The organism is Neobacillus sp. OS1-32 (assembly GCF_030915425.1).
In the GTDB taxonomy this organism is placed as follows: Bacteria; Bacillota; Bacilli; order Bacillales; family Cytobacillaceae; genus Neobacillus; species Neobacillus paridis.
This window is the reverse complement of the sequence record NZ_CP133263.1, coordinates 1492193-1507401: the sequence shown is the minus strand read 5'-3', so window position 1 is coordinate 1507401 and position 15209 is coordinate 1492193. Positions and strand designations below refer to the sequence as shown.

13 protein-coding genes, 1 tRNA gene and 1 pseudogene are annotated in these 15209 nt (G+C 36.9%); 13 read left to right on the top strand and 2 right to left on the bottom strand.

Going from position 1 to position 15209, the window contains the following annotated elements; all coding sequences use genetic code 11:
• Positions 1 to 236 precede the first annotated feature (236 nt).
• The 6 genes and pseudogenes from RCG24_RS07675 to RCG24_RS07650 all read left to right on the top strand — a co-directional run bounded on the left by RCG24_RS07675 (position 237) and on the right by RCG24_RS07650 (position 5204).
• A complete protein-coding gene (locus tag RCG24_RS07675) occupies positions 237 to 359 on the top strand; it encodes a hypothetical protein (RefSeq protein ID WP_308078807.1) in 123 nt (40 codons plus the stop codon).
• 96 nt (positions 360 to 455) lie between these two features.
• Positions 456 to 683 carry a hypothetical protein gene (locus RCG24_RS07670; RefSeq protein ID WP_308078806.1) on the top strand — a complete coding sequence of 76 codons (228 nt, stop codon included), beginning with the start codon at positions 456 to 458 and terminating at the stop codon, positions 681 to 683.
• A gap of 146 nt (positions 684 to 829) precedes the next feature.
• Positions 830 to 1390, top strand: coding sequence for a hypothetical protein (locus RCG24_RS07665; protein ID WP_308078805.1), 561 nt, complete (start codon positions 830 to 832; stop codon positions 1388 to 1390).
• A 21-nt stretch (positions 1391 to 1411) separates the two neighbouring features.
• Positions 1412 to 1483 (top strand): annotated as a pseudogene (locus RCG24_RS07660) (YneF family protein); the annotation flags it as partial.
• Positions 1484 to 1657: 174 nt separating this feature from the next.
• Positions 1658 to 3409, top strand: a complete 1752-nt coding sequence (locus RCG24_RS07655; RefSeq protein ID WP_308079137.1) for an ABC transporter transmembrane domain-containing protein — start codon at positions 1658 to 1660, stop codon at positions 3407 to 3409.
• 1 nt (position 3410) lies between these two features.
• Positions 3411 to 5204, top strand: coding sequence for an ABC transporter ATP-binding protein (locus RCG24_RS07650; protein ID WP_308078804.1), 1794 nt, complete (start codon positions 3411 to 3413; stop codon positions 5202 to 5204).
• Positions 5205 to 5243: 39 nt separating this feature from the next.
• Here RCG24_RS07650 and RCG24_RS07645 read toward each other — a convergent pair whose 3' ends face one another.
• Entirely contained in the window at positions 5244 to 5504 is a 261-nt protein-coding gene (locus RCG24_RS07645) for an aspartyl-phosphate phosphatase Spo0E family protein (RefSeq protein ID WP_235888021.1), read from the bottom strand.
• A gap of 206 nt (positions 5505 to 5710) precedes the next feature.
• Between RCG24_RS07645 and RCG24_RS07640 the strand changes: the two genes are divergently transcribed.
• Both RCG24_RS07640 and RCG24_RS07635 read left to right on the top strand, forming a co-directional pair.
• Positions 5711 to 6418, top strand: a complete 708-nt coding sequence (locus RCG24_RS07640) for a cytochrome c biogenesis CcdA family protein (protein ID WP_202653995.1) — start codon at positions 5711 to 5713, stop codon at positions 6416 to 6418.
• A gap of 191 nt (positions 6419 to 6609) precedes the next feature.
• Entirely contained in the window at positions 6610 to 7089 is a 480-nt protein-coding gene (locus RCG24_RS07635; RefSeq protein WP_202653996.1) for a CcdC family protein, read from the top strand.
• Positions 7090 to 7156: 67 nt separating this feature from the next.
• Here RCG24_RS07635 and RCG24_RS07630 read toward each other — a convergent pair whose 3' ends face one another.
• The gene (locus tag RCG24_RS07630; RefSeq protein ID WP_308078803.1) at positions 7157 to 7582 is read right to left on the bottom strand and encodes a DUF2621 domain-containing protein; all 426 of its coding nucleotides are present in this window, start codon (positions 7580 to 7582) and stop codon (positions 7157 to 7159) included.
• 235 nt (positions 7583 to 7817) lie between these two features.
• Between RCG24_RS07630 and RCG24_RS07625 the strand changes: the two genes are divergently transcribed.
• The 5 genes from RCG24_RS07625 (at position 7818) to RCG24_RS07605 (ending at position 15209) form a co-directional block, all read left to right on the top strand.
• Positions 7818 to 7914: transfer RNA gene (locus RCG24_RS07625), tRNA-Sec, on the top strand.
• Positions 7915 to 8261: 347 nt separating this feature from the next.
• Positions 8262 to 8717, top strand: coding sequence for a BREX-3 system P-loop-containing protein BrxF (gene brxF / locus RCG24_RS07620; protein ID WP_202653998.1), 456 nt, complete (start codon positions 8262 to 8264; stop codon positions 8715 to 8717).
• Positions 8718 to 8732: 15 nt separating this feature from the next.
• Complete coding sequence (locus RCG24_RS07615) at positions 8733 to 11669, top strand: DUF6079 family protein (RefSeq protein WP_308078802.1); 2937 nt, start codon at positions 8733 to 8735, stop codon at positions 11667 to 11669.
• Positions 11670 to 11694: 25 nt separating this feature from the next.
• A complete protein-coding gene (locus RCG24_RS07610) occupies positions 11695 to 12435 on the top strand; it encodes a DUF6079 domain-containing protein (protein ID WP_308078801.1) in 741 nt (246 codons plus the stop codon).
• A 14-nt stretch (positions 12436 to 12449) separates the two neighbouring features.
• Positions 12450 to 15209, top strand: coding sequence for a DNA methyltransferase (locus tag RCG24_RS07605; protein ID WP_308078800.1), 2760 nt, complete (start codon positions 12450 to 12452; stop codon positions 15207 to 15209).

Sequence of the window (15209 nt, the reverse complement as noted above, 5' to 3'; positions counted from 1 at the left end):
GCATTTTGGGTTATGGAAACGGAAAAGACCATTTATTCTGAAACCTTCCCTGAAAAAACCTAAAAAATGCTTAAACCTTCTCACTCATTTTAAAATTTATACCATAAGTCACATTTTCTGATGAAGGATTGACCAAAAATTCAACAGAAAAAGTGGCTTTTTATTATGGATGAAATTTAATATCTGGAGGCAATGATTGATTCATTTCTGCATTACAAGTAAACTGGGCAGACCGTTTGAACCCTGCAATCGTTGATTCTGTAGCAGATTATCGTGGTTGGTCAGAAAATGAAGTAGATGATATAATAAAAGATACCAATAGATGGGACAATGAATTAGTAACAATTAGTATTTTATGATGTAGGAGTGGTGAATATACAAATGGACTACAAAATGGACGAAATAAGACGAGCAAGAGAAATAATATATCTTACACTTAATAGAGGTTTAACGTTATGAGGATTCTTAAAATACTTAAAATTATTGTTACTATTATTGCTATAGTTGTTGCGTGTTACTGGTTATTTACAAGAGATATGTCAAAAAGTCCATTATTAATGACTGGAGCAGGATTATTATTTATCATTACCGGGTTAGAAACATTGGTGAGTTCTGAAAATAAACGTAAAGACTATATGCAATTAGTATTAGGTGTTATTTTAGTCTTATTAGCCTTTCTATAATAGTACTTTTATACCAAAAAGCAAAATTTGTTATTATTTTACAAGGGAAATTTTGCTTTTTTTCTATTTTAAAAGTATACTATTATTGCTGATATTTTACATATATAGGAAAATATCGCAATAAAAATAGAAGAGGTGACGTGTCAATGAAATTCAACAAGTTAGGAAGAATAGCATTACCCTCGTTCCTAGCATTTAGTACATTCACCGGTGTAGGCACTTTTACAAGTAGTGTATCTGCAGACTCGGGATATTCAGCTTTGCCACCAAAGGATTCAAAACTTCACCAATGGGCATACAAAACATATGCACCAAAAACTCAAACTTCATATAAGTACTTCCAAATAATGACTAAGAAGGTATCAGATATTAAAAAAGAAAATAGTGAAATGATTGCTATTGGAAATGACCTTGTAATGGGAAGTGTTCTTACTGGACTTGCAGGGAAGAAAAAGTTTAAACTTCTCAAAGCATCAACATTGACAAAGCTATTGTCAGGCACTGGTGCTGTCTTGTACTTTGCTGGAAGGGCATCCGAAATAAAATATAGCAAAATAAAGAGTGGGGCAGTCGTTAAATCAAAAATGTATTTTAAATGGACTAATGCTCAAAGGCTTGAATATAGCGTTAAAGTTGTAAGTCATATTGAGTATAAAAGAAAGGTTATCTCTAAGAAGAATACTTACTATTTTAGCAAATCATTATAATATCTGTACTTCCAAAAACCCCAAATGGGTATGAAACCATCGGAAAAGAAGATCCGACAAATGATGAACGCCATGAATAAGCAAATGAAATGAGGAAACTGGACAAGCACTCACAATTGGGTGCTTTTTTTCATTTTTAAACCACATGTCTTAATCTTTATTATTTTGCTAATGTTTGATAAAATTAAACTTCGATAGACTAAATATCTGATAATGGTGTTAATTTACATAGAACAAAGATTTCAACTGTGTGGGGGGCGTGTTGTGATGAGAGTGTTTTTTCAACTAGGCTGGTTTTTTAAACAAGAAAAAAAGTCGTATTTATTAGGAGTTTTCCTATTATTGCTGGTAGCTCTGCTGCAACTGGTGCCTCCAAAAATTATTGGAATTGTCGCTGATCATATTAATGAAGGAACCATGACGATGAAGCTGCTTGCGGAGTGGGTATTCGTGCTCATAGCTGTCGGCCTTGTGATGTATGTCTTAAGGTATTATTGGAGAATAATGATTTTTGGTTCGTCTGTGAAGCTAAGCAAAATTTTGAGAAATAGATTATACCATCATTTTACAAATATGTCCCCAGCGTTTTACCAAAAAAGCCGGATTGGCGACTTAATGGCTCATGCAACTAACGACTTGGCGGCGATTCAACAGACTGCGGGATCGGGTGTTCTAACACTGGTTGACTCGCTTTCGACCGGAGGTTTTGTCATCATTGCCATGGCCTTTACGATAAGCTGGAAACTTACCCTTATTTGTTTAATTCCGATGCCGTTTATGGCGATGTTAACCAGTTGGTTTGGAACGATGCTGCATAGAAGTTTTTATAAGGCGCAGGAAGCCTTTTCTTCTTTAAACGATAAAACCCAGGAAAGTATAATGGGAATAAAAGTTATCAAAACTTTTGGACAGGAACAAGAAGATATTGAAGATTTCCGCAAGCAATCGGAAGATGTCGTTCAAAAGAATTTGCTTGTTGCTAAAATTGATTCTCTTTATGATCCAACCATTTCCATCATTGTTGGGATTTCCTTTTTCTTGTCGATTGTCTTTGGAGCTAAGTCTGTCCTTGCTGGTGAACTAACAATTGGAGAACTCATTTCGTTTACGACCTATTTAGGGCTGTTAGTGTGGCCGATGCTGGCTTTTGGCTGGTTATTTAACATTGTTGAACGCGGCCGTGCTTCCTATGACCGTGTCTCAGCCTTGCTGAGGGAAAAAGTAGAAATCATCGATCAAGAAAATGCATTGGATCTTGTTCCACACGGTGATATTGAATACAGGATTGGAGAATTTACCTATCCAGGTGAAACGGCCCCAGTTTTAAAGGACATCCATTTTACACTTAACCGCGGAGAAACATTAGGGATTGTCGGTAAAACAGGTGCGGGAAAAACCACCTTATTGAAGCTGTTAATCCGTGAATTTGAAGGTTATCAAGGGGACATTTGGTTTGGTGGTGCAAGATTACAAGATTACAAGATCGATAAATTACGCCAAGCTATCGGCTATGTCCCACAGGATCATTTTTTATTCTCAGCTACCGTAGCGGAAAACATCGCCTTCACCAATCCGGATGCTGACAAGGCGGAAATAGAAGCGGCAGCAAAAATAGCTAATATTCATGAGGATATCCTTCAATTTACCGACGGTTATCAAACCGTCGTCGGGGAGCGCGGCGTATCATTATCGGGCGGACAAAAACAAAGAATTTCAATTGCCCGTGCCCTGTTAATGAATCCGGAAGTTTTAATTCTGGATGACTCCTTGTCAGCTGTTGACGCAAAAACAGAGGAAGCGATTTTATCATCGTTGAAACAAAATCGTGAAGGAAAAACAACAATCATAACATCACATCGTCTAAGTGCTGTCCAACATGCGAATCAGATTATCGTTTTGGAAGAGGGAAAAATAATCGAAAGCGGTACTCACGAGGAATTAATGGAATTGGACGGCTGGTACAGGCATATGTACCTACATCAACAGCTTGAAGAACTTGTCGAGCAGGGGGGACATTAATATGGTAGAGAAAATAGAGCTCTCTGGACGTGAACAACGAAAGGTGTTAGTGCGCCTGCTTTCCTATACAAAGCCGCATAAACGGATTATCATTTGGGCATTCTTTTTGCTGCTGTTAACGACAATTGGCGATATTGTCCTGCCAATCTTGGTGGCGATTTTTATTGATGACTACCTCCAGCCCGGCAGACTAGAATTTAAGCCGTTGCTGCTTCTCGGATCAGCATATATGGGAATTCAAATTGTCAAAGCGATCCTACTGTTTTTTCAACTAGTTAAATTTCAGGAAATTGCCTTGTATATCATTCAACAGCTGAGAATTGATGTTTTTTCAAAGGTACAGGCGCTTGGTTTAAAATATTTTGATAAAACGCCTGCCGGAAGCATTGTCTCACGGGTCACGAATGATACCGAAGCAATTAAAGATATGTTTGTCACCGTTATTTCTACTTTTATTCAAAGCGGTTTTCTGCTTTTCGGAATATTTATTGCGATGTTTATTTTGAATGTAAAATTAGCGATCTTTTGTACAATTCTTATTCCAATCCTGCTTTTGGTCATGGTGGTTTACCGAAAATGGAGCTCTCGATTCTATCTCGATATGCGTGAAAGATTGAGTCAACTAAATGCCAAGCTAAGCGAGTCACTTCAAGGAATGTCGATTATCCAAGTATTTCGTCAGGAAAAACGACTGCGCAAAGAATTTGGTGACATTAATGAGTTGCATTATAATGCTGGAATGAAGAATATCAAAATAGATGGCTTGCTGCTGCGGCCGGCGATTGACCTGATTTATATCTTTGCCTTGATAATCGTTTTAAGCTACTTTGGGATTACTTCGATGCACCAGTCGATTCAAATTGGGGTTATTTATGCCTTTATTAATTACTTGGATCGCTTTTTTGAACCGGTTAATCAAATGATGATGCGGTTATCTTTATATCAGCAAGCAATTGTCGCCGGGCACCGGGTATTCAAATTATTGGATGAGGAGGAAATAGCCCCGGCTCAAAGTGATGACCCGCATGTTTCAATTACTGACGGGAAAATTGAGTTCAACAACTTAAGCTTTTCCTATGATGGAAAGCGTGATGTGTTAAAAAATATTACTTTCACGGCTAATCCCGGGGAAACAGTCGCGCTTGTGGGTCATACCGGAAGCGGCAAAAGTTCCATCATTAATTTGTTGATGCGATTTTACGAGTTTGAACGGGGGGAGATTTTCATCGATGGGAAGTCGATTCGCGATTATTCAAAAAGTGAGTTAAGAAAGAAAATGGGATTAGTTTTGCAAGATCCGTTTTTGTTCTATGGGACAGTTAAAGATAATATTCGTCTCCATCAAAGTAATATGACGGATGAACAGGTAAAGGAGGCAGCGAGGTTTGTTCAGGCGCAGGAATTTATTGAACGCCTTGAGGATGGCTATGATCATAAGGTGGTCGAAAGGGGCGCCACTTTTTCCAGCGGCCAGCGGCAGTTAATTGCTTTTGCACGGACAATTGCCGCCAATCCGAAAATCCTAGTTCTCGATGAGGCAACTGCCAATATCGATACAGAAACAGAAGAAGCGATTCAAACAGCGTTGGCGAAAATGCGTAAAGGAAGAACAACGATTGCCATCGCCCACCGTTTATCAACCATTCAAGATGCCGATTTAATTCTTGTTCTTCACAAGGGAGAAATTGTTGAACGCGGTACCCATCAAGAGCTGCTGGCACAAAGAGGATTGTATCATAAAATGTTCTTGCTGCAGAATGGGGGCGTGGAACATCTCGAAGATGTTGCCAATTAAAAAGGAAAGCCTGGAGCAAGTTCCAGGCTTTTCCGATATTTACATGAGTTGTTTGGTTCTTGTCCAGCCACTAATAGGTTGAGAAGGGACCTTCTTTATATAATTTCGATTATATTCGTTGATTAATTGGTCCAGTTCTTGACTTCGGCGGATAGCGATGGTGGAGGTGAAGCCGTTCATATTAGCAGCCTGAACTAATTCAGCGCGTTTTTTTTCAATTAGAGCAATTAATTCATTTTTTAGCACAGCCGATGTCCTTTCTGGAAAATCATGATAAATGATATGAAAAGAAGTATTCATTTCTCTTTTGTTACTATTTTACTAGTATAACCTAAGTTGTAAAATATTTCAAAGGAGGCGGATAAAAAATTCTTTAACCAAAGATTTAATTATTGAACGTTTTGTGAACAAATGAATGGAAATGTGTTTCTTTCATAATAATTATTATCTTTTAAGTAAATGTTTTGTTAGAATGAAAGGGTATCGACTATATTGGGAGTGTTAATATGTCTGATGTAAATATATTTTTAGCTTTCGGAGCCGGTTTTTTAAGCTTTATTTCTCCGTGCTGCTTGCCATTATATCCCGCATTTTTATCATATATTACCGGGATGTCGGTAGCGGAATTGCAAACTGAAAATGCTTTACTACAAAAACGCAGCCTATTACATACCATTTTCTTTCTATTGGGTTTTTCGGTTATTTTTATCGCAATGGGATTTGCCACTTCATTTGTCGGTAACTTCTTCACCCAATACAAAGATTTAATTCGCCAGCTTGGCGGGATCTTTATAGTCTTTTTTGGATTGGTGATTGTAGGTATCTTAAAACCGGAATTTCTGATGAAGGACCGCCGCTTCGAATTTAAAAACCGTCCTTCGGGATATATTGGCTCGGCGTTAATCGGAATGGCCTTCTCAGCGGGCTGGACACCGTGTACCGGCCCCATACTAACGGCTGTTATTATGCTTGCTGCGACGAATCCCGGCTCAGCGATGATCTATATGATCGCTTATATCCTCGGTTTCGCGATACCATTCCTAATTTTATCATTCTTTATCGGCCGGATGAAATGGATTCGGAAGCATAGCGGTAAAATCATGAAAGTCGGCGGCTACATTATGATTGTTATGGGAATTGTCTTATACTTTGACTGGATGACAAAGATTATTAATATTTTTCAAAGTTTGTTTGGCGGTTTTACCGGGTTTTAAGTACTAGTAAGATAGTTTCACCCATTCATTACCATTTAACGTAAAGTTAGATGGTTTTTCCTTTTTATGTATCCGATTCCTTCGTTCATGAAAATTTGGGAACAGAAAATAAGTAAAAATCTTTCTCAATTTCATAGCTTTTAAAGTATAATGAGTAACATAAATACGTTAATAAGGGAAGAATGTAAAGTATGAATTATGTGGTTTTTTCCTCGATAGGTGCAGTTTTTATGGGCTTCTTCGTCCTGTTTGTTCGGATGAAAGCAGCGAAGAAACCGACAAGTGTGAAAAAAATAATTTTACCGCCCATTTTTATGTCGACTGGGGCGATCATGTACACAATGCCGCAATTTAGATTAACGCCAATGGAAATTCTCGAGGCTGTTGTGGTGGGAATGCTATTTTCCATCCTGCTGATCAAAACCTCTAAATTTGAAATCCGTGACAATGATATTTATTTAAAGCGGTCCAAGGCGTTTATCTTTATTCTCATTGGGTTATTAGTGATTCGTCTTGCCTTGAAGGGCATTTTAAGCAGTACCATTGATATTGGCCAGTTAAGCGGGATGTTCTTCCTGCTTGCCTACAGCATGATTGTACCGTGGCGGGTGGCCATGTATCGTTCCTATATGAAGCTTTATAAAGAGCTTCATGGAATCAAAATGGTCTAATTTTAAAACACTGATCGGCAGCGGTCAGTGTTTTTAGTATAAAAACAACCGTCCCAGGATGGAACGGTTAGAATAAATGCTCATATGGAGTGACATCAATGTGATTCTCAAATAATTTTTTTCGTAAAAATTTGTGATCCCGCTTTGGCGTTGCCAAGATATATCCGCGAATGACAAGATCTTCGGTGATTTTGGGTGCCTTTTCCTTTAGGGCAAGTTCGCCAATTTTTCCGGCAATTTTATGTCTTGCCACATCACGGAATAACTCTGGAACGGGACTGACTAAATCTTCTAGCAGCGATTTTTCTTCCGGTCCCCAAAGGTGACGCGACTCATTTACATAATGGACTTCCCATTCCATGTCCGATTTGCCGTCTTCCTTTGGCAATTTCTTTAAAAACTTGCGGAACATAAAGAATCCGCCGATTGCCATTGACCCAACGAGAAACACAACCCAAAAAAGAATAAACCATAAAAACCAACCATGAAGCATCTCTATTTCACCTACAAATAATATCGTTAGATAAATTATAGTATTTTTAAGGAAGAAAAGACAAGTATTCACTAAAAGAAAGGGAATAGTTTGTTTGACTGCTTGCTTAATTTGAATAGTCGTAATGACGCATGATTGACAATTTAGGCTGTTTCATTGATTAATACTATATTCTATTGTAATATAGGAAATGCATTAAAGATTTTAATAGGAATGGCACCTTTGTTTTCTAAATGGGGCTGGATGGGGCACTGGTGTCCCCCACGGTCTTCAAAACCGCTTGTGACCTGCGTGCCAGGTCAGGTGGGTTCGATTCCCACACAGTCCCGCCAAACCAGTTATATTAAGGATTTTGATGCTTTTTTTGCAGTTGTGAATAGAAGGTTTTCTGTCCTAAAATCCGCAAAGCTTATTTAAGCGGACACCAAATGGATACAATGTCAGATTTACATATTATTTACTTAATGAGCTGCTCAAACTGCTGGGCAGCTTCTTTTGCATGTTTGGCAATACATGAGTGTATGTGTCCATTGTTATTCCCGATTGTTGAATGTCCGAACCGGTTGGATATATATTGGAAAGATAGGGAACTGGGATAATTTTTTTGAACACATATACCAAAGATCATTGAAATTAGGTAGAATTTAATGAAGGAAATAAATACTTTGAAGGTGTTGTAATGAGTGCTGACCTCGTAAAAAAGATTGAGCAGGAGTTAAGTAGTATCTCATCAAAATATTATAAAATGATTCTTGTTTGTGAGCATCCTAAAGGAATCGCTGTTAAAAACGCTGCTGAAAATTTGGGAATACCACTTCTAAATATTAGTTTGCTGTTAAGTGAAAAATTAAAAGAGTATCCAAGTAAGCGTATGGCCGGAAGAGTCCATAACCTCCTAAGCGATATCTTAAGAAATGCGGGGAGAAGAACACTTTGCTTGGATCATATTGAGGTATTATTTGACCCGACCTTAAAACAAGATGTCATTCAGCTTTTACAGTCTTTTAGCAGGAACTATACGCTAGTCGTTTCATGGAAAGGCAGTTACGACGGCCGACGTTTTGCGTATGCGGTGCCTGGGCATCCTGAATATTATGAGTGCAAAGAATTCGATGGAATTGTAGTGACGGAATAAAGGGGGAAGAGACAAATGAAATATTGTGATTTAGTCCAATTTGAACCAATTGAATCGGTTATTCAATTAACAGATGCAAATGATAAGGATCGAGCAGTTCATTTAATTGATACATATGTTATTTCAGAAAGAATGGCGGAGCAGCTAAATGAAGCTGTCATTGAACATTTACAGTTCCGTCGGCCAGTAGATAATAAGGGATTATTCATTGTCGGTAATTATGGAACAGGTAAATCACACTTAATGAGTGTCATTTCAACGATTGCTGAAATGGACGGTGCAAGCAATTATATCAAGAATGAGCGTGTTGCACAAAAGGCAAAAGAAATCGAAGGGCAATTTAAAGTTATTCGTACTGAAATTGGCAGCGTTCGGACTTCACTGAGAGATATACTATGTGAAGCATTAGAAGAGGGACTATATGATATGGGGGTTGATTTTAAATTCCCGTCTATAGATCAAGTCCGCAATAATAAAGATGCACTTACGGAAATGATGGGGCTTTTCCAAGAGGCATTTCCGGACCAAGGGCTTATGCTTGTGGTAGATGAGTTACTAGACTACTTAAGAAGCAGAAAAGAACAGGAACTTACATTAGATCTCGGCTTTTTACGGGAAGTAGGGGAAGTTTGCAGTAAAACTCGCTTGCGTTTTATTGCAGGTATTCAAGAAATGCTTTTTGATAATCCTAAATTTGGATTCGTAGCGGATTCTTTACGAAGAGTTAAAGAACGTTTTGAACAAGTTCGTATTGTCCGTGAAGATATTGCATTTGTTGTTTCACAAAGATTACTTAAAAAGGATGAAAAACAAAAAGCGCTTATTCGTGAGCATTTGAGTCGGTTTACTTCATTATATACCCGTTTAAGTGAAGATCTAGAAATGTATGTTAACCTTTTCCCAATCCATCCAGCTTATTTAACAACATTTGAGAAAGTAAATGTTGCTGAAAAAAGGGTGGCATTGAAAACAATAAGTAATGAAATTAAGCGGATCCTTGAGGATGATGTACCAGAGGGAGCCCCAGGTCTTATTTCCTATGATAGCTACTGGAAATACATTGAAGAAGACCCTTCCTACAAAAGTAATCCTGATATCCGTGAAGTACTGGACAAGTCGCGCATATTAAAGGATCGAATTCAAAATGCGTTTACCAAAAAAATCTATCAGCCGATGGCCATTAGAATTGTAAATGCCTTGGCAGTATACCGTCTTGCTACAAGTGATATATTTGATAAGGTTGGCCTAACACCAGAGGAACTTCGTGATGATTTGTTTTTGCATTCCACAATGAGCTTAGAAATGCTTTTAGAAGATGATAATCCGTCTGATTTTCTAAAAACCACTGTCGAGGCAGCTTTACGAGAAATCCAAAAAACAGTTAGTTTTCAATATATTTCAACGAACGAAAGCAATGGACAATATTATTTGGATTTGAAAAAAGATATTGCTGTTGATGATTTAATTGAGCAGAAAGCTGAAACAATTGAAGACGATAAATTGGATAGCTATTATTTTGAAGTGCTTAAACAAGCCACAGGGGTAGCGGATAATACCTATGTTACGGGATATAAAATCTGGAAACATAATCTGCCTTGGGAAGCCCATAAAGTGACTCGGCAGGGGTACCTATTCTTTGGTGCACCGAATGAACGGTCGACCGCCCAACCTGAACGAGATTTTTATATTTATATGTTAAAACCGTTCAGTGAAGTGAAATTTAAGGATGAACAAAAGGCAGATGAAGTCTTTTTTAAACTGACAATAAAAGAAGAGAAATTTATAAGATTGTTAAAGATGTATGCTGGCTCCAGGGAACTGGGAATAAATGCTACTTCTGCAACAAAGCAATTGTATGTAAGGAAGTCGGAAACTTATTTTAAGGAACTTGTCAAATGGTTAAGTGATAACTTCGTTCATGTTTATGAAATTACTTATCGCGGCAAAACAGCAAATATTTTAGAGTTCGGCATGTTGCTTCCTCAAAATGCAGGAGTGATTGAAATTATAAATTCTGTTTCTGAAGGTCTATTGACAGATTGGTTTGAACAAAAATATCCTGATTACCCGTCATTCAGAAAGCTGCAAAATGTTTATTTGAATAAAGAGAACTTGCCTTCCTATGTATCAGATTCCCTAATTCAAATCTCAGGTAGGGAGACAAGACAAGGTACGGCAATATTAGATGGATTAGTTTTAATTGACCAAAATGGTAAGTTAAATGTTCATAAATCGGGTTACGCCAAATGGGTAATGAATAAATTAAATGAAAAAGGACACGGACAAGTTTTAAATGCTTCTGAATTAATTGAAACCATTACAATTAAAGGAACGGAAGACATCCGTCTTACTTATGAATTTAAGCTAGAACCGGAACTTTTCGCAGTTGTACTTGCCGCACTTGTCCATGCGGGAGAATTGGTTGTAAACGTTGATGGTAAGTCTTATGATGCAATGAATTATGCAGAGTTTTCTCGATTACCATTAGGACAGCTTATCTATTTTAATTATGTAAAAAAACCAAGTGGCCTTCCGGTTGCTGCAATTAATGCACTTTTTCAAATTTCCGATGTTCGGATACCGAACCTTGAGGGTGAAAACTTAGCTTTTGGCATTCGTCGAGTCATGGAATTTGCTAACAATAAATTACAAAGAGTTGTTAGGATGATTCCTACCATTCGAACAGGTTTGCCAATTTGGGACGGAACACTTTTTTCAACAGCAGAGGTTGGACAGTATGTTCAAAAAATGGATGATTTAAAGGAATTTTTAGAAGGAATTGGGCGCTATGATTCGCCGGCTAAAATGCATAATTTAAGGTATTCCGCCGAGGAGATCTTGGCACAAGATATTTATGTAAAAGAATTAGAAAAATTGGAGAAGCTTGAGACGAAAGTAAGGGAATTCACAAATGTGGCCAATTATCTTACTCAGGCAAAACTTCATCTCTGATCGAAATCATGAATGGAGTAAAAAGGTGGATGCGGCGTTATACGACCTTTCCATCGCTTTAAAAGAAGGAGAGGACTATTCTTCAGAAAGCCGTACCATTGAACAACTAAAAGATGAATATATTCGTTTATATATGGAATTGCATGACAAATCAAGGCTAAATGCAACCCAAGATATGAAAAAGAGCGGTTTGCTAAATGATCAACGTCTGAAAGCTTTAAGGGAATTAGCTCAAAAAATTGATATATTGCCAAACCAGGTCCTTTCTGAATGGCAAAGAAGACTGGATTCATTTATTACCTGCTATCAATTGAAAAGAGAGGATTTACAGCATTCCGCAACATGTCCGCACTGTAAATTCAGACCGAAAGAAGAAGCATCTTTAAATCAATTTAAGTTGGAGACATTAGAAGATGAACTTGGCGAATTACTGAATAACTGGACAAATACACTGTTGAATAACTTTAATGATCCAACCATTAAAGAAAATATTGCATTACTAAGACCGGAACAGCAAGAACTGGTTCAACAGTTCATTTCACAAAAATCATTTAGCTTACCTATTGATTTACGTTTAATTCAAGCTATTAATGATTTGTTAAAAGGGATTAATAAAGTTGAAATCACTTTAGATCAAATTACAGACATGATGGCGAATGGAAGTCCATTAACGGTGGAAGAACTTCGCAGAAGATTTGAGATGCTTATTCAACAGACAGTTGGAAACCAACCAACAAATCGAATTCGGGTTATGCTTAAGAAATGACGAGGTGTACTAAAATGTCATATGAAACAGAGCAGTTATCGTTTGAAAATACAGATTCCCAAACAGACAATCAACCAGTTTTCTGTTTGGGTATGACTTTTAAAAATGATGAAGAGAGAAGAGAGTATTTTAGAGAAGAATTAAGAAAAAAATTGCCTGAACTAAAAAAAATTGAGGGATTTCCTTTAGGAAATGATGAGGATATTATCGCATTATCAGACCCTCCTTATTACACTGCTTGTCCTAACCCATGGTTAAACGAATTTATTAGCGAATCAAAAATTTCAGATGGTTATTTTAGAGAACCATTTGCAGTTGATGTTACTGAAGGAAAAAACGACGCTGTATACAATGCACATAGCTATCATACAAAAGTCCCTTATAAAGCAATAATGAGATATATTTTACACTATACGAATCCTGGTGATTTCATACTTGATGGATTTTCAGGGACTGGAATGACTGGAGTAGCAGCTAGACGTTGCGGAAACAAAAGAGAAGTTGAAAACTTAGGTTTTAGGGTTAATGGTTTGAATATTATTAGTGATGAGGGCGAGAACTTATCTAAAATTGGTGAAAGGAATACAGTGCTTGCGGATTTATCTCCTTCAGCTTCTTTAATTACTTATAATTATAATGTTATATTTGAAAAACACAAATATTTAAAGGAGGCAAAAGAACTACTAAATAACGTTAAAAAAGAATGTACTTGGCTTTACGATGCACAACATCCTAAAATACATAAAAAGGGTAAAATTAATTATGTAGTATGGAGTGACGTATTTATTTGTCCAACTTGTACTGAAGAAATTGTTTACTGGGAAAATGCTGTTGATTTCGAAAAAAAGAAGGTTAAGGATGAATTTGAATGTAAAAATTGTCATTCGAGATTAAAAAAATCTCAGTTAGAACGAGCATGGGAAACCATCTTTGATACTGATTTGGGAGAAACGTTAACCATTGCTAAACAGATACCAGTGTTAATTAACTATTCTATTGGGACACAAAGATTCGAGAAGGAATTAAGCACAGAAGATTTTCAATTACTGAACAGGATCAATAGCTATTCAAACCCTTATTGGTATCCAACTGATCGAATGCCCGAGGGAGATGAATCGCGACGAAACGATAGAATTGGGTTAACGCACGTTCATCATTTCTTTACAAGAAGAAATTTAATAACATTAGCAACTTTTTACCATTATGCTAAAAAGTCAAAATATTATCCACAGTTTATGTTTTTCTTCCAAGCTTCATTGAATAGGGCTACAAAAACAAACCGTTTTCGTTTTGGAGGTACCGGAGGACTTAGTGGTACATTATATGTTCCTTCCTTAGTTTTTGAAAGAAATGTTTTATCACTACTTGAGAAAAAACTGAAGGATTTTGAGAAAATGTTGCTGGAGGAGAAAGCAAGCACTAGTAATTATTCCGTTATAACAACACAATCTGCAACGTCTATTTGTCATTTAAATGAAAATTCAATTGATTATATCTTTACAGATCCACCATTTGGAAAAAATTTAATGTATTCGGAATTAAATTTTTGGTGGGAAGCATGGCTAAGAATAAAAACAAATGTGACAGAAGAAGCCATTATGAATAACACTCAACAAAAAAGCATTTCCGAATACCAGGACTTAATGGAGAAAAGTTTTAAATGTTATTTTAATGTTTTAAAACCTGGAAGGTGGATGACTGTTGAGTTTAGTAATTCTCAAGCAAGTGTTTGGAATGCAATACAGGAGGCTATTCAGAAGGCTGGTTTTGTAATTGCAAATGTTTCAGCATTAGATAAAAAACAAGGAAGTTTTAAAGCTGTTACAACTACAACAGCAGTTAAGCAGGACTTAGTTATTTCTGCTTATAAACCTAAGCATGAAAATGTAATAAAAATGAAGAATGAAGCAAATACGAAAGAATCTGCTTGGACTTTTGTAAGCCAGCACCTAGAGCAGCTACCAATATTTATTGGTCAAAAAAGAGAAGCAGTTTTAATAGCTGAGCGAACGCCTAGAATTTTATTTGATAGAATGGTTGCTTACCATGTACAAAATGGCTTACCAGTGCCAATATCATCTGCTGAATTCCAAAATGAAGTATCTAATAGATTTGTACTTAGAGACGGAATGATATTCTTGGATAGTCAAGTTGCTGAATATGATAAAAAGAGAATCTTGGTAAAAGAATTTGTACAACAAAGTTTATTTGTAGCTGATGAAACAAGCGCAATTGAATGGATAAGACAGCAACTTTTTAAGAAACCCCAAACGCGTCAAGATTTACATCCGAACTTTATGAAAGAAATTCAGCACATCGCAAAGCATGAGTTACTACCAGAATTAAATGATTTATTATATCAAAATTTCTTAAGATACGAAGGAGCTGGACCGGTACCTGACCAAGTTGCTAGCTATCTTCGAAAGAATTATAAGGATTTACGCGGGTTAGAAAACGATGATGCAAAATTAAAAGAAAAGGCGCTAAATCGTTGGTATGTTCCAGATCCGAATAAACAAGCAGATTTGGAAAAATTGCGTGAAAAATCCTTGCTTCGTGAATTTGAAGGATACATTGAGGAACTTTCAAAGAGCAAGAAAAAGCTCAAGCAGTTCCGTACGGAAGCCATTCGTGCCGGCTTTAAAAAAGCTTGGGGGGATAAGGATTACCAAAAGATTGTTACCGTAGGTGATCGCCTGCCTGGAAGTGTGATTCAAGAAGACGATAAGCTGCTAATGTACTATGATAATGCACAAATTCGCTTAGGATTATAA